20 protein-coding genes are annotated in these 20,354 nt (G+C 66.0%); 2 read left to right on the top strand and 18 right to left on the bottom strand.

The window, feature by feature from the left end; translation table 11 throughout:
* Positions 1-26: 26 nt before the first annotated feature.
* Together WS54_RS18345 and WS54_RS18340 are read right to left on the bottom strand one after the other, a co-directional pair.
* A complete protein-coding gene (locus WS54_RS18345) occupies positions 27-680 on the bottom strand; it encodes a methionine ABC transporter permease (protein WP_006486982.1) in 654 nt (217 codons plus the stop codon).
* Positions 670-1,704 carry a methionine ABC transporter ATP-binding protein gene (locus WS54_RS18340; RefSeq protein ID WP_034206725.1) on the bottom strand — a complete coding sequence of 345 codons (1,035 nt, stop codon included), beginning with the start codon at positions 1,702-1,704 and terminating at the stop codon, positions 670-672. Before WS54_RS18340 ends, WS54_RS18345 begins: the two co-directional genes overlap by 11 nt.
* 218 nt (positions 1,705-1,922) lie before the next feature.
* On the opposite strand from WS54_RS18340, the gene WS54_RS18335 reads away from it, so the two are divergent.
* On the top strand, positions 1,923-2,843 hold the full coding sequence (locus WS54_RS18335; protein WP_059779813.1) for an alpha/beta hydrolase: 921 nt from the start codon (positions 1,923-1,925) through the stop codon (positions 2,841-2,843).
* Between the two features lie 30 nt (positions 2,844-2,873).
* On the opposite strand, the gene WS54_RS18330 is transcribed toward WS54_RS18335, so the two are convergent.
* Positions 2,874-3,797 carry a histone deacetylase family protein gene (locus WS54_RS18330; RefSeq protein ID WP_034206723.1) on the bottom strand — a complete coding sequence of 308 codons (924 nt, stop codon included), beginning with the start codon at positions 3,795-3,797 and terminating at the stop codon, positions 2,874-2,876.
* Between the two features lie 169 nt (positions 3,798-3,966).
* On the opposite strand from WS54_RS18330, the gene mltB reads away from it, so the two are divergent.
* Entirely contained in the window at positions 3,967-5,184 is a 1,218-nt protein-coding gene (gene mltB / locus WS54_RS18325; RefSeq protein ID WP_059779710.1) for a lytic murein transglycosylase B, read from the top strand.
* A 74-nt stretch (positions 5,185-5,258) separates the two neighbouring features.
* Here the strand turns inward: mltB and cysM are convergent, their stop codons facing one another.
* From cysM to WS54_RS18250, 15 genes are all read right to left on the bottom strand, one after another.
* Positions 5,259-6,161 (bottom strand): cysteine synthase CysM, encoded by a 903-nt coding sequence (gene cysM, locus WS54_RS18320; RefSeq protein ID WP_034206721.1) that lies wholly within the window; start codon positions 6,159-6,161, stop codon positions 5,259-5,261.
* Positions 6,162-6,374: 213 nt separating this feature from the next.
* A complete protein-coding gene (locus WS54_RS18315; RefSeq protein ID WP_059779708.1) occupies positions 6,375-6,716 on the bottom strand; it encodes a ComEA family DNA-binding protein in 342 nt (113 codons plus the stop codon).
* Between the two features lie 74 nt (positions 6,717-6,790).
* A complete protein-coding gene (rfaD, locus tag WS54_RS18310) occupies positions 6,791-7,783 on the bottom strand; it encodes an ADP-glyceromanno-heptose 6-epimerase (protein ID WP_006496538.1) in 993 nt (330 codons plus the stop codon).
* A gap of 63 nt (positions 7,784-7,846) precedes the next feature.
* On the bottom strand, positions 7,847-8,797 hold the full coding sequence (gene rfaE1 / locus WS54_RS18305) for a D-glycero-beta-D-manno-heptose-7-phosphate kinase (RefSeq protein WP_052100257.1): 951 nt from the start codon (positions 8,795-8,797) through the stop codon (positions 7,847-7,849).
* A gap of 7 nt (positions 8,798-8,804) precedes the next feature.
* Positions 8,805-10,205: a UDP-glucose dehydrogenase family protein gene (locus WS54_RS18300; protein WP_059779702.1), complete on the bottom strand. Its 1,401-nt coding sequence runs from the start codon at positions 10,203-10,205 to the stop codon at positions 8,805-8,807.
* 90 nt (positions 10,206-10,295) lie between these two features.
* On the bottom strand, positions 10,296-11,468 hold the full coding sequence (gene lapB, locus WS54_RS18295) for a lipopolysaccharide assembly protein LapB (RefSeq protein WP_059779700.1): 1,173 nt from the start codon (positions 11,466-11,468) through the stop codon (positions 10,296-10,298).
* A gap of 53 nt (positions 11,469-11,521) precedes the next feature.
* A complete protein-coding gene (locus WS54_RS18290) occupies positions 11,522-11,815 on the bottom strand; it encodes a lipopolysaccharide assembly protein LapA domain-containing protein (RefSeq protein ID WP_059779691.1) in 294 nt (97 codons plus the stop codon).
* A 208-nt stretch (positions 11,816-12,023) separates the two neighbouring features.
* Positions 12,024-12,347, bottom strand: a complete 324-nt coding sequence (locus WS54_RS18285; protein WP_006486894.1) for an integration host factor subunit beta — start codon at positions 12,345-12,347, stop codon at positions 12,024-12,026.
* Between the two features lie 22 nt (positions 12,348-12,369).
* Positions 12,370-14,082, bottom strand: coding sequence for a 30S ribosomal protein S1 (rpsA, locus tag WS54_RS18280; protein WP_011544885.1), 1,713 nt, complete (start codon positions 14,080-14,082; stop codon positions 12,370-12,372).
* 142 nt (positions 14,083-14,224) lie between these two features.
* Positions 14,225-14,911, bottom strand: a complete 687-nt coding sequence (gene cmk / locus WS54_RS18275; protein ID WP_006476573.1) for a (d)CMP kinase — start codon at positions 14,909-14,911, stop codon at positions 14,225-14,227.
* A gap of 13 nt (positions 14,912-14,924) precedes the next feature.
* Positions 14,925-16,229, bottom strand: a complete 1,305-nt coding sequence (gene aroA, locus WS54_RS18270) for a 3-phosphoshikimate 1-carboxyvinyltransferase (protein WP_059779688.1) — start codon at positions 16,227-16,229, stop codon at positions 14,925-14,927.
* Between the two features lie 13 nt (positions 16,230-16,242).
* Entirely contained in the window at positions 16,243-17,169 is a 927-nt protein-coding gene (locus WS54_RS18265) for a prephenate dehydrogenase (RefSeq protein WP_059779686.1), read from the bottom strand.
* Positions 17,170-17,356: 187 nt separating this feature from the next.
* Positions 17,357-18,439: a prephenate dehydratase gene (gene pheA, locus WS54_RS18260; protein ID WP_059779684.1), complete on the bottom strand. Its 1,083-nt coding sequence runs from the start codon at positions 18,437-18,439 to the stop codon at positions 17,357-17,359.
* 33 nt (positions 18,440-18,472) lie between these two features.
* Complete coding sequence (gene serC, locus WS54_RS18255; RefSeq protein ID WP_059501692.1) at positions 18,473-19,555, bottom strand: 3-phosphoserine/phosphohydroxythreonine transaminase; 1,083 nt, start codon at positions 19,553-19,555, stop codon at positions 18,473-18,475.
* Between the two features lie 154 nt (positions 19,556-19,709).
* On the bottom strand, positions 19,710-20,309 hold the full coding sequence (locus tag WS54_RS18250; RefSeq protein ID WP_006486966.1) for a DUF2059 domain-containing protein: 600 nt from the start codon (positions 20,307-20,309) through the stop codon (positions 19,710-19,712).
* Positions 20,310-20,354 lie beyond the last annotated feature (45 nt).

Below are 20,354 nucleotides of genomic sequence, written 5' to 3'. Positions count from 1 at the left end.
GTCTTTCCTGTCGGATCGGTTTGGTCTTATTTGTGGCTCAGCCGGCGCACCAGCCAGTCGCCGAACGATTGCACGATCTGCACGAACACGATCAGGATCGCGACGACCGTCCACATCACTTCCGGCAGATAGCGCTGGTACCCGTAGCGGATCCCGAGATCGCCGAGCCCGCCGCCGCCGATCGCACCCGCCATCGCCGAATAGCCGACGAGCGACACGAACGTGATCGTCAGGCCCGCGACGACGCCCGGCAGCGATTCGGGCAACAGCACCTTGAATACGATCTGCGACGTGGTCGCGCCCATCGACTGCGCAGCCTCGATCAACCCGCGATCGACCTCGCGCAGCGCCGTTTCGACGAGACGCGCGATGAACGGCGCGGCCGCGAGCGTCAGCGGCACGACCGCCGCGGCCGTGCCGATCGACGAACCGGTGACGAGCCGCGTGAACGGAATCACCGCGACCAGCAGAATGATGAACGGCGTCGAGCGGACCGCGTTCACGATGCCGCCGAGCACGCGATTCACCGCGAGGTTCTGCAACACGCCCTGGCGATCGGTCAGGTAGAGCAGCACGCCGAGCGGCAGGCCGACGAGCGCGCCGACCGCCCCGGAGATGCCGACCATGATCAGCGTCTCCCAGAACGACTGCACGAACATATCGAACATCTCACTCAACATACGAAAGCTCCTCTACCACCACACCTTGCTCGCGCAGGAACGCGAGCGCCTGCCCGACCTTGCCCGGCTCGCCGCCGGCGAGCACCGCGAGCGAACCGAATGCCTGCCCCTGGATCTCGTCGATCTGGCCGTGCAGGATGTTGAAATCGAGTTCGTACCGGCGGATCGTCTCCGACAGGATCGGCTGGTCGACACCCGAGCCCGTAAACGCGAGCCGCAGCAGATGGCCGCTGCCCGTCTTCAGCCGCTCGGCCACGCGCGCCTTCAGCGCGGGCGGCAGTTCCTGCGCGATCACGTCGCCGATCAGCGCGCGCGTGACTTCGTGATGCGGCTGCAGGAACACGTCGATCACGCGGCCCTCTTCGACCACGCGCCCCGCGTCGAGCACCGCGACGCGATCGCAGACCTGCTTGATCACTTCCATCTGGTGCGTGATCAGCACGATCGTCAGCCCGAGTTCGCGGTTGATGCGCTTCAGCAGATCGAGGATCGAACGCGTGGTTTCGGGATCGAGCGCGGACGTCGCCTCGTCCGACAGCAGCACCTTCGGCTGGCTCGCCAGCGCGCGGGCGATGCCGACGCGCTGCTTCTGGCCGCCGCTGATCTGCGCCGGATAGCGATCCTTCTGCGCGGACAGCCCGACCAGGTCGAGCAGCGGCAGCACGGCGGCCTCGATGTCGGCACGGCTCGCGCCGGCCAGTTCGAGCGGCAGCGCAACGTTGTCGAACACCGTGCGCGACGACAGCAGGTTGAAGTGCTGGAAGATCATGCCGATCTCGCGGCGCGCCTCGCGCAGCGCGCTGGCCGACAGCAGCATCAGGTCGCGCCCGCCGACGACGACATTGCCTTCGGTCGGCCGCGTGAGCAGGTTGATGGTGCGCACGAGCGTGCTCTTGCCGGCGCCGCTTCGGCCGATGATGCCGAACACCTCGCCTTGCGGGATCGTCAGGTTGACGTTGCGCAACGCTTCGACCCAGCCGCCCGGGCCGGGGAAACGCTGCGAAAGATTGCGTAATTCGATCATGTAAACAAAACGGCGGCCGGCCGGCGAGTTGGCCCGCCAGTCGGCCGCCGATGCATCGGGAATAGCCGGCGATTTTACCGCAAACCCCTCATTCCCCTTAATAATCGATTTCGATCTTTTCATAACCAGACGAAATTAGAGGAGCGCTGCTTCGCCCACGCCGGGAAGCCGCGACTATGATCGGGAACTCACTCGCCAACGAACCGGAGACACGCCAGATGAGCGCCACCACCACGCCGGCCGCCGCACCCGCCGCCATTGCCGGATCGGCGCCTTCGGCGCCCGCGCCGCACATGGGCCGGCTGCGTACCGCGGACGGGCTCGAACTGGCGTCGTACCGCTGGCCGGTCGGCGACGGCAGCGCGCCGCCGCGCGCGACGATCGCGCTGGTGCACGGTCTCGCCGAACACGCGGGCCGCTATGCCGCGCTCGCCGGCCGGCTGAACGCAGCCGGCATCGACGTGCTTGCGATCGATCTGCGCGGGCATGGCCGGTCGCCCGGCAAACGCGTGTGGGTCGAGCGTTTCGACGGCTACCTGAACGACGCGGATGCGCTGGTCGCCGAAGCCGCGCGCGGCGATGCGCCGCTGTTCCTGATGGGGCACAGCATGGGCGGCGCGATCGCGGCGCTCTACGCGATCGAACGTGCACCGGCTCGCGGCCACGCGGTGGCCGGCCTCGTGCTGTCGAGTCCGGCGCTTGCGCCGGGGCGCGACGTGCCGCGCTGGATGCTTGCGCTCAGCCGCCTCATCAGCCGTGCATGGCCTACTTTCCCCGCGATCAGGATCGATGCGGCCCTGCTGTCGCGCGATCCGGCCGTCGTCGCCGCCAATCGCGCCGACCCGCTCGTGCATCACGGCGCCGTGCCCGCCCGCACCGGCGCGGAGATCCTCGATGCGATGGCGCGCATCGAGCGCGGCCGCGGCGCGCTGCGCGTGCCGGTGCTCGTCTATCACGGCACGAAGGACAAGCTGACCGAACCCGACGGCAGCCGGGCGTTCGGCGCGCACGTCGGTTCGCCCGATCGTACGCTGACGCTGTACGAAGGCGGCTTCCACGAAACGATGAACGATCTCGAACGCGACCGCGTGATCGACGCGCTGATCGCGTGGATTCATGCGCGCGTGCCGGCGCGCTGAACGCGCCCAGCCCGGCCGGTCAATCGCGAATCAGATCCCGGCCAGCACGCGCAGGTGCGCGACGACGCTGCGCCCGAGCGCGGACAGGTTATAGCCGCCCTCGAGGCAACTGACGATACGGCCCTGCGCATGTCGGCGCGCCACGTCGACGATTCGCGCGGTCAGCCATTCGAAGTCGGCTTCGACGAGCCCGAGATTGCCGATATCGTCCTCGCGATGCGCATCGAAGCCGGCCGACACGAACAGCATCTGCGGCTTGAACGCGTCGAGGCGCGGCAGCCAGAACATGTCGACGGCTTCGCGGATCGCCATCCCGTTGCTGCGTGCGGGCATCGGCAGGTTGACCATGTTCGGCGCCTGATGATCGACGCCCGAGAACGGATACAGCGGATGCTGGAAGAAACTGCACATCAGCACGCGCTCGTCGTTCGCGAACGCCGCCTCGGTGCCGTTGCCGTGATGCACGTCGAAATCGACGATCGCGACGCGCTCGATGCCGTGTACGTCGAGTGCGTGCCGTGCGGCGATCGCGACGTTGTTGAAGAAGCAGAAGCCCATCGCGCGCGCGGGCTCCGCATGGTGGCCGGGCGGGCGGACGCCGCAGAACGCATTCGCATAGCGGCCTTCGATCACCGCGTCGGTCGCCGCGATCGCGGCGCCGGCCGCGCGCAGTGCCGCGCGCCACGTGTCGCGATTCATCAGCGTGTCGGGATCGATCTCGACGTAACCGTCGACCGGCGTCATGCTCCGGATGTAGTCGATGTGCGCCTGCGTATGCACCCGGCCCAGCGCGACCTCGCTCGCGAACGGCGCGGTTTCGTGCACGATCAGGTCGTCGATGCGGCTCGCAATCAGTTGATCCTGGATCGCCGACAGGCGGGCCGGACATTCCGGATGCCATTCCCCCATCTCGTGCAGCATGCAGTCGGGGTGCGTATAGAAAGCGGTTGCCATAAGCTGTCATCCGCGGCGCACGGTGCGTCGCAGGTCTCCATCAATGATGTCCATCGTCTGCCGCGAATTCGCCGCTAACTTACCACAACGGGGGCCAGCTTCGGCCCGGTGCGCCGGATGCGTCGGGTATACTGCGCCGAACACAATCGCCCTGTCCGCCCGCTTCGACATGAATTCCAGCAAGCCTGCCGCCCTTCTTTCCGCGCTGTTCCGGGTTCGCGTTCCGCTCGTCGCCGCTGCCCTCGCCGCGGCCCTCGGCACCGCGTCTGCCGTCGCGCAGACGCAGCCGGCGAAGCCCGCCGGCACGCTCGTCGCCCAAGCCCAGCCGCAGCAGGAGACGCCGCAAGGCCAGACCTTCGAAGAGGAAATCGTTCCACAGCGTTACGCGAACAATGCGAAGGTCGACGCGTTCATCGACGAGATGGTGAGCCGCAACGGTTTCGATTCGGCAAGCCTGCATGCGCTGTTTTCGCGCATCAGCTACTCGGCGACGGCCGTCAAGCTCGTGAAGCCGGCCCCGTCGCCGACGGTCAAGAACTGGCGCGTCTATCGCTCGCGCTTCATCGAGCCGATCCGCATCAACGCGGGCGTGAAGTTCTGGAAAGCGAACCAGGCCACGCTTCAGCGCGCGTCCGAGCAGTTCGGCGTGCCGCCCGAGGTGATCGTCGGCATCATCGGCGTCGAGACCATCTATGGCCGCTACATGGGCAATTTCCGCGTGCTCGACGCGCTGACGACGCTCACGTTCGACTACCCGGACACGCCGAACCGCGACAGCCGCCAGGCCACGTTCCGCAAGAACCTCGAAGACTTCCTGGTCTGGACCCGCGACAACCAGCTCGACCCCACCACCGTGCTCGGCTCGTACACCGGCGCGATCGGGATTCCGCAGTTCCTGCCGAGCAGCATCCGCGAATATGCGGTCGACTTCGACGGCACGGGTCACGTCGATCTGCGCAGCAGTCCTGTCGATGCGATCGGCAGCGTCGCGAACTACCTGAAGCAGCACGGCTGGGAAACGGACCGTCCGGTGGTCTGGCAGATCACGCCCGATACAGGCAGCCTGGGCATCGCCCAGGCCGCCGCCGACGGCCAGCCCGAACCGCACTGGGCGCTGTCGCAACTGCTGCGCGCGGGCATGACGTTGAACGAGCCGACGGTCAACATCACGACCGAAGCCGGCACGCCGGTCACCGTGGTCGACTTGCCGACGCCGGGTCGCGCGACCGAATACATGCTCGGCCTGAAGAACTTCTACGTGCTGACGCGCTACAACCGCAGTTTCTTCTACGCGCTCACCGTGTACCAGCTCGGCGAGGCCGTGAAAGCGCAGATGGAAGCGAGCGGCGCGCTGCAACCCGCCGCTGCCGCGGCGCAGTCGCAGTAAGCACCGGTCGCCCAAAGAAAAAACGCCGCAGAAGCGGCGTTTTTTATCGATGCGCGCGCCGCGCCCCCTCTCGCTCAGGCGGGAAACACGCCCGTGGACAGGTAGCGGTCGCCACGATCGCAGACGATGAACACGATCGTCGCGTTCTCGACCTGGCGCGCGATGCGCAACGCGACTTCGCATGCGCCGCCCGACGAAATGCCCGCGAAGATACCTTCGACCGCCGCGAGCCGGCGCGTCATCGTTTCCGACGCAGCCTGACTCACGCTCTCGACGCGGTCGACGCGGCTGCGATCGAAAATGGTCGGCATGTACGCTTCCGGCCACTTGCGAATACCCGGAATACGCGAGCCGTCTTCCGGCTGCGCACCGATGATCTCGATCGCCGGATTCTGTTCCTTCAGGTAGCGCGACGTGCCCATGATCGTGCCCGTCGTGCCCATGGCGGACACGAAGTGCGTGATGCGCCCCTCGGTATCGCGCCAGATCTCCGGCCCCGTGCCTTCGTAGTGCGCGACGGGATTGTCGGGGTTGCCGAACTGGTCGAGGATCACGCCCTTGCCTTCGCGCTGCATCTGCTCCGCGAGGTCGCGCGCCAGTTCCATCCCGCCCTTCACCGGCGTCAGGATGATTTCGGCGCCATAAGCCGCCATGCTCTGGCGGCGCTCGACCGACAGATCCTCCGGCATGATCAGCACCATCTTGTAGCCGCGGATCGCCGCGGCCATCGCGAGCGCGATGCCCGTGTTGCCGCTCGTCGCCTCGATCAGCGTATCGCCCGGCTTGATGCGCCCGCGCGCCTCGGCCTTGCCGATCATCGACAGCGCCGGACGATCCTTCACGGAACCGGCCGGATTGTTGCCCTCGAGCTTCGCGAGCACCACGTTGTTGCGGGCGCGAATCTCGTCGTCCGGCAGGCGGACCAGTTGCACGAGCGGCGTATTGCCGATCGTGTCTTCGATAGTTTTGTAAGCCATGGATATACCGTGAGTGCGAGGCCGATCAACCGATCGATTGTAAACCAGCGCCGGCACGCGCGTCGGCAACCCCATTGCGACGATGGAATACGCACGCCGCGCGGTCGCGATCGCCGCGCATGCCGCTCCATGCAAAAAAACCCGCGGCATGCCGCGGGAAGCCGTCGCAACGACGGCGACTGAAGGAGCCGTTGGTCGGGTAGGTGCGACCCGTTATTTCTGCGCGGTGCGAGCCGGTGCAGCGGCAGGTTTCGCCGCCGCCGGCTTGCCTGTGGCTGACGGCGCCGCGCCCGCCGCCGCACCGATCGTCAACCCTTCCTGCTGAAGCCGCTCGACGGTATGCCCGCCCATGCCCTTCACGCGCGCGGCGAGATCGTCTGCATTCCTGAACGGGCCGCGTGCGCCGCGCTCGTCGAGAATCGCCTTCGCCCGCGCCGGACCGATGCCCTTGATACCGACGAGCGCATCCTCGTTCGCGGTGTTGACGTCGACGGCCGCCCAGGCCGACGCCACTGCGCCGAGCATGACCGCCGCGGCAAACCATTTCCTGATCATGTGCTGGATCTCCGAAGAAAAACGGCCGGCGGCTGCCGACCGTGAGACCCAGTCTATCGACGCAACGCGTCGGTTTAAACCTGGCCGGATAGCCAACGGACGTAGCGGTCGACGCCTTCCTGCACGGTCAGGAACGGTGCGTCGTAGCCGGCCGCGCGCAGCTTCGTCTGGTCGGCCTGCGTGAAGCACTGGTACTTGCCGCGCAGCGCATCGGGGAACGGCACGTATTCGATCAAGCCCTGCTCGACCTGCTGCGCGAGCGTGAGCGGCGGCTGGTTGTCGAGTGCGCGCAGCGTGTTCACGACCGTCGACGCGATATCGTTGAACGGTTGCGCGCGGCCGGTGCCGAGATTGAAGATGCCCGACTTCTCCGGATGATCGAAGAAGAACAGGTTCACCTTGGTTACGTCCTCGACGGACACGAAATCGCGCGTCTGCTCGCCCGGCGCATAACCGTTGTACTCGCCGAACAACTTCACCTTGCCTTCCGCGCGGAACTGGTTGAAGTTGTGGAACGCGACCGACGCCATGCGCCCCTTGTGCGTCTCGCGCGGGCCGTACACGTTGAAATAGCGGAAGCCCGCGATCTGGCTCTTCGCGCTCGGCAGCACGCGACGGATCACCTGGTCGAACAGGAACTTCGAATAGCCGTATACGTTCAACGGCGCCTCGACGTCGCGTTCCTCGACGAAACGCGTCGAGCCGCCGTAAATCGCGGCCGACGATGCATACAGGAACTGCGTACCCTGCGCGAGGCAGGTATCGAGCACCGCGCGGCTGTAGCGGAAGTTGTTGTCCATCATGTAGCGGCCGTCGGTTTCCATCGTGTCCGAACAGGCGCCTTCATGAAATACCGCGCGCACCTTGCCGAAATCGCCGCGCGCGAAGCGTTCGACGAATTCGGTCTTGTCGAGATAGTCGTCGATCTCGCAGTCGACGAGATTGCGGAACTTGTCCGCGCGCGTCAGGTTGTCGACCGCGATGATGCGCGTCTCGCCGCGCTCGTTGAGCGCCTTGACGATGTTCGCGCCGATGAAACCGGCTGCGCCGGTAACGATGAGGGTCATGATCGTCCTGCCTGAAAAGTGCGAGCCACTCGTGCGGCGCGCTCGTCGCGCCGCCGAATGCACTCAGTGAAACAGTTCGTCGTAGTCCACCGTGGCCGTGCCGAGCTTGCCGACCACGATGCCGGCCGCGCGATTCGCGAGCACCACGGCGTCGACGAGCGGCACACCGGCGCCGAGCATCGTCGCGACCGTCGCGATGACGGTGTCACCCGCGCCCGACACGTCGAACACTTCACGCGCGAGCGCCGGCGCATGCAGTTCGCCGCCCGCGGAAAAGAGCGTCATGCCCTCTTCCGAGCGCGTGAGCAACAACGCGTCGATGCCGAGCGCCGCACGCAGATTCGCGACGCGCGCGCGCAGGTCGTCTTCCGATTTCCACTGCCCGACCACCTCGCGCAGTTCCGCGCGATTCGGCGTGATCAGCGATGCGCCGCGATAGCGTTCCCAGTCGTCGCCCTTCGGGTCGACCAGAACCGCCTTGCCGGCCGCACGCGCCTTCTCGATCATCGTCGTGACGTGCGTCAGGCCGCCTTTCGCGTAATCCGACATCAGCACGACGTCGTGCTGCGGCAACAGCGCATCGAAGCGCGCGAGCCCCGCGAGCAGCACCTCGTGCGTCGGCATCGCCTCGAAGTCGACGCGCAGCAACTGCTGCTGACGCGCGAGCACGCGCAGCTTGATCGTGGTCGGCAAGGCCGGATCGCGCTCGAGATGCGGCGTCACGCCGCTGCTGCCGAGCAGCTCGACGATCCGCTCGCCGGGCTCGTCGCAACCCACGACGCACAACAGCCCGGCCTGGCCGCCGAGCGTCACGGCATTGCGCGCAACGTTGGCCGCACCGCCGAGCCGCTCCTCCTGACGCTGCACGTGCACCACCGGCACCGGCGCTTCGGGCGAAATGCGATCGACGTTGCCGAACCAGTAACGGTCGAGCATCACGTCGCCGACGACGAGCACACGCGAGCGCGCGAGTTGCTCGCGCGGCACCGGAACGACTTCGCGAAGAGTATTCATCGTACGTTCAGCCACGGGGGAACGACTGGGGATCGACATACGGCCGGCCAATCGCGTAGTAATCGATGCCCAGTTCGGCCATCGCGTCCGGCTCGTACAGGTTGCGCCCGTCGAAGATCACCGGTGCCTTCAGTTCGGCCTTCAGGCGCGTGAAATCGGGGCTGCGGAATTCCTTCCATTCGGTCACGATCACGAGTGCGTCCGCGCCCGTGACCGCGGCATCCTGCGTGTCGACGAGATGCAGTCGCGCCAGCATGTGCGCATCGTCGCCGAAATCCAGCGCGAACACGCGCCGCGCTTCGTCGACGGCGACCGGATCGTAGGCGCGCACGGTCGCACCGCGTTCGAGCAGCGCGGCGATCAGGCGGCGGCTCGGCGCCTCGCGCATGTCGTCGGTGTTCGGTTTGAACGCCAGACCCCAGACCGCGAATTCGCGCCCCGTCAAGTCGGCGCCGAAGCGCTGCTCGATCTTGCCGATCAGCACGTCCTTCTGTGCATGGTTGGCGGCCTCGACGGCCTCCAGGATGCGCAGCGGCTGGCCGTTCTCGCCGGCGGTGCGGATCAGCGCCTGCACGTCCTTCGGAAAGCACGAGCCGCCGTAGCCGACGCCCGCGTACAGGAAGTGATAGCCGATGCGCGGATCGGAGCCGATCCCGCGGCGCACGGCCTCGATGTCGGCGCCGACCTTGTCGGCGAGATTCGACATCTCGTTCATGAACGAGATGCGCGTCGCAAGCATCGCGTTCGCCGCATACTTCGCGAATTCGGCCGAACGCACGTCCATGTAGATCGTGCGCTCGTGGTTGCGGTTGAACGGCGCGTAGAGCTTCTTCATCTTCTCGCGCGCGATCGTGCCGGTGTCGTCGTCGTCGACGCCGATGATGATCCGGTCCGGGCGCATGAAGTCTTCGACCGCGGCGCCTTCCTTCAGGAATTCCGGGTTCGACACGACCGAGAAGCGATGCGCGACGCTGCCCGCGAGCCCGCGTGCGGCCAACGCCTCGTCGACCACCCCGCGCACGCGCCGCGCGGTGCCGACCGGCACCGTCGACTTGTCGACGATCACCTTGAAGCCCGTCATGTGGCGGCCGATGTTGCGCGCGGCCTCGAGCACGTATTGCAGGTCGGCCGAGCCGTCCTCGTCGGGCGGCGTGCCGACCGCGATGAACTGGATCTCGCCATGCGCGACGCTCGCCTCGATGTCGGTCGAGAAGCGCAGACGCCCCGCCGTGCGGTTGCGCGCGATGATGTCCAGCAGCCCCGGTTCGTGAATCGGCATCCCGCCGTTGTTCAGGATATCGATCTTGCGCGGATCGACGTCGAGACAGAAGACGTCGTGACCGATCTCCGCGAGGCAGGCGCCCGTGACGAGGCCGACATAGCCGGTGCCGATGATGGTGATTTTCATAGATGTTCCGGTACTTCCCGGTAATTGACTAACTTGGCCGCCGGGGCGAGCCCGGCGGCAACCGCAGCGCGTTGGCTCCGCGTGCCGGGATCAGCCCGGCATCGCAGGTTCGACGCGGCGCGGCGCATAGGTTTCCCAGCCGCTGCATCCGGGGCACTGCCAATAGAAGAGCCGCGCCCGGAAACCGCAATTCTGGCACGTATACCGTGGCAGATTTTTCGTGCGCTGCTTGATCAGCGCACGCATCATTTCAAGTTCCTTACGACGCGGCTCCTCGGCCGCCGCGATCTGCGCATCGAGCAGGTGCAGCATCCCCGACAGGTTCGGCGACTTTTCCATCTGCGTCCGCGCAAGCGTGTGTGCCGCATCCTGGCCGCGCAGCCCGGCGATATGCTGATAGGCGATGTCGAGCAGGTCGTTCGACGGATAACGATCGACGTACCCCATCAGCAACTCGGCGCCTTCGACGTTCTTGCCGAGCGCGACGTATGCCTTCATCAGCTTGTCGGCCACGAGCGGCAGATACGCCGGGTTCTGCGCTTCGACGCGCTTCCAGTGCTCGATCGCGCCCGCGTGATCGCCCGCCGCTTCCGCCGCGTCGCCGGACAGGACCGTCGCACGCACGTTCTGCGGATTCACGGTCAGCGCAAGGCGCAACTGTTCGGCCGCCGCGGCGGCATTCTTGCGCTGCAGCGCGTCCTGCGCGAGTTCGCAGTGAAACTGCGCGATTTCGACGCCGAGCGGCTTGTCGCTCATCGACTCGATGCGTTTCGCCGTATCGATCGACTTGTTCCAGTCCTTCTCGATCTCGTAGATCGTCAGCAGCGCCCGCTGCGCGCCGAGCGCGTAGTCGCCGTCCGCGAGCTTGTGGAACGCCTCTTCCGCGCGATCCAGCAGGCCGGCCTTCAGGAAATCCTGGCCCAGTTCGTACAGCGCGTGGTCGCGTTCGTTGACCGGCAGATCGGTGCGGCTCAGCAGGTTCTGGTGCACGCGGATCGCGCGGTCGGTCTCGCCGCGACGGCGAAACAGGTTGCCGAGCGCGAAGTGCAGCTCGACCGTTTCTGGATCGAGCTTGGCAACCTCGATGAACGCGTCGATCGCCTTGTCGGGTTGTTCGTTCAACAGAAAATTCAGGCCGCGAAAATACGAACGCGGCAGGTTGGCGCTCTCCGACAGGAGATTCTTCAGGTCATAGCGTGACGCCGCCCAACCGAGCGCGAACGCGACCGGAATCGCGAGCAACCACCAGAAATCCAGATCCATGCGAAATATCGAAGCAGAGACGAAAACCGCGCGATGATCGCGCGGCGTCCGTGTTAAATGACGGGCGGCATCGGCGGCTGGTCGATGACGGCAGGCGTTTCGCGCGCCGCACGCAGATCGCGCTTCAAACGCCCGTTCTCGAGACGCAGGCGGAAGATCGAAGGCAGCGCGGACAGCAGGCCGGCCAGCAGCCCCACGGCGAAGAATGCCAGGCCGATCAGGATCAGCGGCGCTTGCCATGTGTAGCCGGCAACGAAATTCAGCGTCGCGGTTTGCGTATTGGCCAGCGCAAGCACCAGCAGCAGGACGAACACCAATACCCGGATCAGCCAGACGATAAACTTCATGAAGCCCTCTCTTTGTTGAGGTTTGCCGCGGCGCGCGACTCCCCTTCGTCGCACCGAATCGACCCGTATTGTAAAGGAAGCGTTTCCGCGGCTGCGCACATCCTGTGCGCGGCGTTGCGTGCGGTGGCCGGAAATGAAAAAAGCGCCCGCAAGGGGCGCTTTTCTTTTCAGCCTTCGCCGGACAGGTTCCGGGCACACCGAACGACGTTCAACGCTCGTCGTCCGGATCGTCAGCCTTCAGCGGTTCACCGGCGCGGCCGTCGACGCGTTCACGCAATTCCTTGCCAGGCTTGAAGTGCGGCACGAACTTCTCGGGCACCTGCACTTTCTCCCCCGACTTCGGGTTGCGTCCGACGCGCGCCGGGCGACGATTGAGGCCAAAGCTGCCGAAACCCCGAATTTCAATGCGATGCCCTTTCGCCAGGGCGTCGGACATCGCATCGAGCATCGTTTTCACCGCGAAATCCGCATCCTTGAGGACAAGTTGCGGAAATCGCGATGCCAGCTGCGCGACCAACTCGGATTTGGTCATACTTCAGCAGACCTCGTAAGGCTTACTGGTTTTGGCCGTCGAGCTTCGCCTTCAGCAGCGCGCCAAGGTTGGTCGTACCGGTCGCAGCAGCGCTGGAGTCCGACTGCAGGCCGCGGATCGCTTCCTGTTGTTCGGCCGAATCCTTCGCCTTGATCGACAGGTTGATGCCGCGCGACTTGCGATCGATGTTGATCACCATCGCGTTGACCTTGTCGCCTTCCTTCAGCACGTTGCGTGCGTCTTCGACGCGATCCTGCGAGATTTCCGACGCACGCAGGTAGCCTTCGATGTCGCCCGTCAGGGTGACGACCGCACCCTTCGCATCGACCGTCTTCACGACGCCGTCGACGATCGAGCCCTTGTCGTTCATTGCAACGTAGTTGCTGAACGGATCGCCTTCGAGCTGCTTGATGCCGAGCGAAATGCGCTCCTTCTCGACGTCGATGCCGAGCACGATCGCTTCGACTTCGTCGCCCTTCTTGTACTTGCGAACGGCTTCTTCGCCGGCTTCGCTCCACGACAGGTCCGACAGGTGGACCAGGCCGTCGATGCCGCCCGGCAGACCGATGAACACGCCGAAGTCGGTGATCGACTTGATTGCGCCCGTGATCTTGTCGCCCTTCTTGAAGTTGCGGCTGAAGTCGTCCCACGGATTCGGCTTGCACTGCTTCATGCCGAGGCTGATACGACGACGGTCTTCGTCGATCTCGAGGACCATGACTTCGACTTCGTCGCCCAGCTGGACAACCTTCGACGGCGCAACGTTCTTGTTGGTCCAGTCCATTTCCGACACGTGGACGAGGCCTTCGATGCCCGATTCCACTTCGACGAATGCGCCGTAGTCGGTGATGTTCGTGACCTTGCCGAACAGGCGCGTGCCCGACGGGTAACGGCGCGAGATGCCTTCCCACGGATCGTCGCCCAGTTGCTTGATGCCCAGCGAGACGCGGTTCTTCTCTTGGTCGAACTTGAGGATCTTCGCGGTGACTTCCTGGCCAACCGACAGGACTTCGCTCGGGTGACGCACACGACGCCATGCGATGTCGGTGATGTGCAGCAGGCCGTCGATGCCGCCGAGGTCGACGAACGCGCCGTAATCGGTGATGTTCTTGACCACGCCGTTGACGATCGCGCCTTCCTTCAGCGTCTCGAGCAGCTTCGCGCGCTCTTCGCCTTGCGTTGCTTCGATCACTGCGCGACGCGACAGCACGACGTTGTTGCGCTTGCGATCGAGCTTGATCACGCGGAACTCGAGCGTCTTGCCTTCGTACGGGGTCGTGTCCTTGACCGGACGCGTGTCGACCAGCGAACCCGGCAGGAACGCGCGGATGCCGTTGACCATCACGGTCATGCCGCCTTTCACCTTGCCGGTGATCGTGCCGGTGACGAGTTCGTTGTTGTCGAGGGCCTTTTCCAGCGACAGCCACGATGCGAGGCGCTTCGCCTTGTCGCGCGACAGGATCGTGTCGCCGTAGCCGTTTTCGAGTGCGTCGATCGCGACGGACACGAAATCGCCCGACTGCACCTCAACCTCGCCCTGATCGTTCAGGAATTCCTCGATCGGAATGTAAGCCTCGGACTTCAGGCCTGCATTGACGACCACGAAGTTGTGGTCGACGCGCACGACTTCGGCGGAAATCACTTCGCCGGCGCGCATGTCTTGGCGGGTCAGCGACTCTTCGAACAGAGCCGCAAAGGATTCGGTATTCGGGGTGGAGGTTTGCAGGTCGGACATAAAAATCTGATTGTGCATGGCTCGCTGTGCCACGCCGGCCGGAATGGCAGGCTGAAAGGGCCAGATCGAAGACCACACGGGGTTAAGGGTTCGAAACACGCTCCGCACTCACGCGCGGAGCACCTACTGCCGCCCAGCCTTCTCAGGCTGGCTGGCCGAGCGCCCGGTACCACTGCAGCACCTGATCGACGGCTTCATCGACCGAAAGTGCCGACGTATCGAGCAACTTGGCATCTGCCGCAGGCTTCAGCGGCGCGGCTGCGCGATTGCTGTCGCGCGCGTCACGTTCACGAAGATCCCGGAGCAAGTCATCTATGTTAGCAGAAAAACCTTTTTGCATCAATTGCTTATGCCGTCTGGTCGCACGCGCCTCGGCGCTCGCCGTCAGGAACACCTTCAGCACGGCGTCGGGGAAGATCACCGTGCCCATGTCGCGCCCGTCCGCCACGAGGCCCGGCGTCTTGCGAAACGCCCGCTGGCGCGCGACGAGCGCGGTGCGCACGGGGCCGTGCACGGCAATGGCCGACGCGCGGTTGCCGACCGCTTCGGCACGGATGTCGTTCGACACGTCGACGCCGTCGAGCTGCGCGCAACCTTCACGGAACGTGATGTGCAGATCGTCGATCAGCTTCACCAGCGCGTCGATGTCTTCCGCTGCGATTCCGTAGCGCACGCTCGCGAGCGCCGCCAGCCGGTACAGCGCGCCGCTGTCGAGCAGGTGGAAGCCGAGGTGCGCGGCGACGAGCGCCGCGACGGTGCCCTTGCCGGAGGCGGTCGGGCCGTCGATCGTGATGACGGGAGTCGGGTGAAAGGGTCGGGTCGATTTCATCGGAACAGTCGGATCAGGCTTTGGCGAGCGCGGCGAAGCGGTCGAAATAGTCGGGGAACGTCTTGCCGACGCACTTCGGATCGTTGATCCGCACGGGCACGCCGCCCAGGCTGACGAGCGAGAAGCACATCGCCATCCGGTGATCGTCGTACGTATCGATCGCCGCGTTCGGCGTGAGCTTTTCCGGCGGCGTGACGACGAGATAGTCGGGGCCTTCCTCGACGATCGCGCCGACCTTGCGCAGCTCGGTCGCCATCGCGGCGATGCGGTCGGTCTCCTTCACGCGCCAGCTCGCGATGTTGCGCAGCGTGCTCGTGCCGTTCGCGAACAGCGCCGCGATCGCGATGGTCATCGCCGCGTCGGGAATCAGGTTGAAGTCCATGTCGATCGGCTCGAGCTTGCCGTGATCGTGGCCGATGCCGCGCACGTCGATCCAGTCGTCGCCCATCGTCACGTTCGCGCCCATCTGCATCAGCGCATTCGCGAAGCCGACGTCGCCCTGGATGCTCGCCCGCCCCACGCCCTCGACCCGCAGCGGGCCGCCGCCCAGCGCGCCGGCCGCGAGGAAGTACGACGCGGACGACGCGTCGCCCTCGACCATGATCCGCCCCGGCGAGCGGTAGCGCACGCCGGCCGGCACGACGAAGCGCTGCCAGCCGTCGCGCTCGACGGTCACGCCGAAGCGCGCCATCAGCCGGATCGTGATGTCGATGTACGGCTTCGAGATCAGCTCGCCGTCGACTTCGACGACGGTCCGGCCGTCCTTCGCCTTCACGAGCGGCAGCGTCATCAGGAGCGCGGTGAGGAACTGGCTCGACACGTCGCCGCGCACGCGGATCGGCGCATCGACCGAGATCGTCGCGGGCTTGATCCGCAGCGGCGGGTAGCCTTCGTTCAGCTCGTAGTCGATCTGCGCGCCGATCTGGCGCAAGCCGTCGACGAGATCGCCGATCGGCCGCTCGTGCATGCGGGGCACGCCGTGCACCCGGTAGTCGCCGCCGTTCACCGCGAGCGCGGCGGTCAGCGGCCGCACGGCCGTGCCCGCGTTGCCGAGGAACAGGTCGGCCGTCTTCGCGGTAAACGCGCCGCGCGTGCCGGCGACGACACAGGTGTCGCCGTCGCGCGCGAGCTTCACGCCGAGCTTGCCGAGTGCGTCGAGCATCACGCGCGTGTCGTCGGAGTCGAGCAGGTTGGTGATCGTCGTTTCGCCTTCGGCGAGCGCCGCGAGCAGCAGCACGCGGTTCGAAATGCTCTTCGAGCCGGGCAGGCGCACGGTGCCCGATGCACTGGAGTACGGGCCGAGATCGAGGTAGTCCATGGGAATCGTCCTGTTATTTCTTGACCGGTTCGGCAGCGGGCGCGCCGCCGCGCTCCTGCCATGCCTTGCGCGCGGCGCGCGAGCGCGTGAATACGGCTTCGAGCGCCGCGCCGTCGCCGGCGTCGATCGCCGCGCGCAACCGCGTGAGCACACGCGTGTAGCCGTCGAGTTCGTCGAGCAGCGCCGCGCGGTTCGCGACGCACACGTCGCGCCACATTTCCGGGTTCGACGCCGCGATGCGCGTGAAATCGCGAAAACCGCCGGCCGCGTACGAGAATTTCAGTTCCGCGTCGGCCTCGCCGAGAATCTGCTCGACGAGCGCGAACGACAGCACGTGCGGCAGATGGCTGATCGACGCGAATACGCGATCGTGCTGTTCGGTGGTCATCGTGCGCACGTCGGCGCCGGTCGCGCGCCACATCGCGTCGATCCGGGCCACCGCTTCGAGCGCGTTCTCCGGCAGCGGGCACAGTACGACGTTGCGGCCGACGTAGAGGTCCGGCAACGCAGCCTCGACGCCGCTCGACTCGCGCCCGGCGATCGGATGCCCCGGCACGAACTGCACGATCCGCGCGCCGAGCGCGTCGCGCGCAGCCGCAACGACATCGGACTTGGTGCTGCCCGCATCGGTGACGATCGTCGCGCCGTCGAGCCACGTCGCAATGCGCGCGAGCAACGGGCCCGTCTGCGCGACGGGCGCGGCCAGCAGGACGAGATCGGCGCCGGCAAGGGCGTCGCGCACCTGCGCGTCGTCGTCGAGCGCCGCCGCGCGGTCGATCACGCCGAGCGACAGCGCGCGCTCGACCGACGCACGCGAACGGCCCACGCCGACGATCTCGCCCGCACCGCCCGGCGCGCGCTCGCGCAGCGCGCGGGCCAGCGATCCGCCGATCAGGCCGACGCCGAAGATGACCAGTTTGTTGAATGCAAAGCCTGACACGACAAGAGCCAAGTTACGCATGCGGGACGACGCCCCGCACGCGGAATTCCAGATTCCGGGCAACGGGCCCGCACCCGGCGCAACCTGCGCCGGATACCGCCCGCTCCCGCCTTCGGCAGCGCCGATCGGCCTGCCCTGCCCGCTTCTTCGCGCGCCGCCTGCGCACCGCAGGCGACGCGCCGCCGCGTCAGCGTGCGCGCGGATACGAACCGAGTATCTTCAGGAACGCGGCCTTTTGGCCGAGTTCCGTCAGCGCGGCCGCCACCGCCGCATCGTCGCGATGCCCTTCGATGTCGATGTAGAAGTAGTACTCCCACGTGCCCACGCGCGCCGGACGCGACTCGAAGCGCGTCATCGACACGCCGTGCCGCGCGAGCGGCTCGAGCAGCTTGAACACGGCGCCCGGCTCGTTCTTCACCGACACGATCAGCGACGTCTGGTCGTGACCGCTCTGGCCGGCCGGCTGCTTGCCGACGATCACGAAACGCGTGCGGTTGTGCGGATCGTCCTGGATCAGCGAGAACGCGATCTGCAGGCCGTAATGCGCGGCCGCGCGATCGCCCGCGATCGCGGCAACGGTCGGATCGGCCGCGGCCAGACGCGCGGCCTCCGCGTTGCTCGCCACGGCTTGCCGCTCGAGCTGCGGCGCATTCGCCGCGAGCCACTGCTGGCATTGCGCGAGCGCCTGCCCATGCGCGCAGACACGCTTCACGCCGTCGAGCGTGCCGCTCTGCGTGAGCAGGTTGTGATGGATCGGCAGCGCGAGCTCGCCGCTGATCACCAGTTGGGTCTGCAACAGCAGGTCGAGCGTGCGCGATACCGCGCCTTCGGTCGAATTCTCGACCGGTGCGATGCCGAACGCGCACGCCCCGGCCTCGACCGAGCGGAACACCTCGTCGATCGACGGGCACGGCAGCCCTTCGATCGACTGGCCGAAATACTCGAGCATCGCCTGCTCGCTGTACGTACCGACCGGCCCGAGGAACGCGACGTGGATCGTCTGCTCGAGCGCGCGGCTCGCCGCCATGATCTCGCGCCAGATGGCGCTGATGTGCTCGCTCGCGAGCGGCCCGGCACTCATGTCCTGCAGCCGCGCGATCACCTGCAGCTCGCGCTCCGGCCGGAACACCGGCGCGTTGAAATGCTTCTTGACCTCGCCCACCTCCAGCGCCACCGCGGCGCGCTGATTCAGGAGCGCGATCAGCTGCGCGTCGATCGCGTCGATGCGGTCGCGCAGCGGTTTCAGGCGGGAATTCAGTTCGTCGTCCATGCGTTTTGCCGTGCTGTTTGAACAGCGCCGCCGTCAGGCGCCGCGCTGCTCGAAGTCCTTCATGTACTCGACGAGCGCCTTCACGCCCTCGAGCGGCACCGCGTTGTAGATCGACGCCCGCATGCCGCCGACGGACTTGTGGCCCTTCAGCTGCAGCAGCCCGCGCGCCTTTGCGCCGGCGAGGAAGTCTTCGTTGCGCGTTTCGTCGGCCAGGAAAAACGGCACGTTCATCCGCGAACGTGCTGCCGGCTCGACCTTGTTCAGATAGAAACTGCTCGCGTCGATCGTGTCGTAGAGCAGCTTCGATTTTTCGATATTGCGGGCCTCGATCGCTTCGAGCCCGCCCTGCCGCTTCAGCCACTGGAACACGAGGCCCGCGATGTAGATCGCGTAGGTGGGCGGCGTGTTGTACAGCGAATTGTTCGCGGCGATGGTCTTCCATTCGAATGCGGACGGGCAGATCGACAGCGCGCGATCGAGCAGATCCTCGCGCACGATCACGACCGTCACGCCAGCCATCCCGATGTTCTTCTGCGCACCGCCGAACAGCACGCCGTACTTCGCGACGTCCATCGGGCGCGACAGGATGTGCGACGAGACATCCGCGACCAGCGGCACGTCGCCGAGATCGGGGATCTCGAACGTCTCGACGCCGTCGATCGTCTCGTTGGTGCACAGATGCACGTAGGCGGGATCGTCCGACAGCTGCCATTCGGCGCGCGCGGGCGCACGCGTGAAACCGCCCTCCGTCTTGCCGGTCGCGGCCAGATGCGGCGTGCAGAACTTCTTCGCCTCGCCGAACGATTTCTGCGACCACGAACCCGTCACGACGAAGTCGGCCGTCTTGCGCGAGCCGAGCAGGTTCATCGGCACGATCGCGTTTTCCGCGATGCCGCCGCCCTGCAGGAACAGGATCCGGTGGCTCGCCGGCACGCCGAGCAGGTCGCGCAGGTCGGTCAGCGCGGCCTCGTGGATCGACATGAACTCCTTGCCGCGATGGCTCATCTCCATCACGCTCATGCCGCTGCCGTGCCAGTCGAGCATTTCGTCGGCGGCCTGCCGCAGTACTTCCTCGGGCATCGCCGCGGGGCCGGCGGAGAAATTAAAGACGCGCATCGTGAAAACCTCGGGAGGGACGCGACCGGCTTGCCGCCGGCAGAACGCGCCAGAAAAGAAATGGCCGCTTGCGCTCGCGCGCAAACGGCCATTATCGCACTGTCGTCAGGCTCCCGCCAAACCCGGCCGAACGGCCGGGGGCGTGCCGGACAGCTTACTTGCCCGGCTTGACTGCTGCGACTTCCTTGTCAGCCTGCGTACGCGTTGCCTGGATCGCTTGCGGCATGTACTTCTGCATCAGGCCGTTGACCACGTCGCGACCGACCTGATCCTGAACCTGGATGAACTTGCGGCCCGTCGGGCTCTTGTAGAACGTCGTCAGATCCTTGATCTCCGACGTGCTGTAGTACTTCGCGTACGCGTCGTACTGAGCCGACATCGCGTCGCTCTGGAACTGTTGCGTGCCGAACACCTTGCCTGCGCCGTCGACCAGCTTCGGCACCGCGTTCTTCTGCAGCGTCGGAACGGCAGCCTGCTTCTGCTTGTCGTTCAGCGTCTTGTTTTCCGACAGCGCGTCCGACAGGATCGCCGGCACGAGTTGCTTGGCCTGCATTTCGGCGCTGTTGCCGATTGCCGACACGAGCTTCGGCGCGTCGATCGCGTCGAGCAGATCCTTGATCGCTGCCTTCTTGTCGGCGTCGATCGGCGCAGCTGCCGCCGGAGCAGCCGGTGCGGAATTCGACAGCGCCTGCGCCATCGCGAACGTCGGCACCAGTGCAGCCAGCAGAACCAGTTGCTTGAATTGCTTTTGCATCATCACTCCCTTTTGGAAATATGAATGGTTGCTCGCCGGCCGCGG

It is taken from the genome of Burkholderia sp. NRF60-BP8 (genome assembly GCF_001522585.2).
Lineage (GTDB): Bacteria > Pseudomonadota > Gammaproteobacteria > Burkholderiales > Burkholderiaceae > Burkholderia.
This window is presented reverse-complemented; position numbering and strand designations above follow the sequence as displayed.